Below are 1,125 nucleotides of genomic sequence, written 5' to 3' on the forward strand. Positions count from 1 at the left end.
GCGTTTCGCGTTTGAGGGTGGCGTTGAACGCCTCCGCCGCGGCGTTGTCGGCGCTTGTGCCGACGGCTCCCATGGACTGGCGAACACCGAGTTCGGCACAGACCTTGGCGAACTCAGCCGAGGTGTACTGGGCCCCATGATCGGCATGGAAGATCGCGCCGTGCAGGCTGCCCCGTGTCGCAGCGGCTGCGCGCAGCGCGTCGCTCACCAGCTCGGTGCGCATGTGATCGGCGATCGACCAGCCCGCCAGCCGCCGCGAACCCAGATCCAGCACGGTCGCCAGATACAGGAACCGGCCCTCACCGACGGGCAGGTACGTGATGTCGCCGACATAGCGCCGGTTCGGGGCCGACGCGGTGAAGTCCCGCTTGATCAGGTCGGGCACTTTCTGATGCGAGGGTTCCGGCACCGTGGTGCGTACCTTCTTGCGCAGGTGCAGCCCGACAATGCCGGAACGGCGCATCACCCGCGCGACCCGCTTGTGGTTGACCCTGCGGCCCCGGGCGCGCAGCTCGGCGGTGATGCGCGGACTGCCATAGGTGCCGTCGAACGCGCCGTGGATCTGCTTGATCTCCGCGGCGAGTGCTGCATCGGCCGCGGCCCGCTGCGCCCGGGCCGGCGCGGCCTTGCGCCACCGGTAGAAGCCCGAGCGGGACACCTTCAGGACCCGGCACAGCCGCTTCACGCCGAAGGCGCCCGCGTGGTCGTCGACGAACTCGAAGCGGCTCACCAGTTCGTCTCTCCGGCGAAATACTTCGCCGCCCGGCGCAGGATGTCGCGCTCCATCTCCAGCTCCCGGATCCGTGCCTTGAGCTGCTTGTTCTCCTCTTCCAGCACGTCGTCGGACGATAGCGGGCCCCGCGCCGACCGCTTGTGCGGACCACGCTTCTTCGCGCCCGCGGTGCCGTCCGCCTGGGCCTGACGCACCCAGTTACGCAGCGTCTCCCGGCTGATCCCCAGGTCCTCGGCCACCGAGGCCAGCGTTCGTCCCGGATCGGATAGATACAACGCGACGGCGTCCGCCTTGAACTCCGGCGGATACGACTTCATCGCCACGTGGAACTCCTTGTCTCCGGATCTCCATCATCCGGTACTCAAGGTGTCCACACATCGGGGGCAGGGCCC

General features: G+C 68.4%; 1 pseudogene. It reads right to left on the reverse strand.

What is annotated here, in order from left to right:
• A pseudogene (locus tag AC3EO4_RS55645) lies at positions 1 to 1,056 on the reverse strand (IS3 family transposase); the annotation flags it as partial.
• Positions 1,057 to 1,125 lie beyond the last annotated feature (69 nt).

The sequence above is a fragment of the Nonomuraea sp. bgisy101 genome (assembly GCF_057708945.1).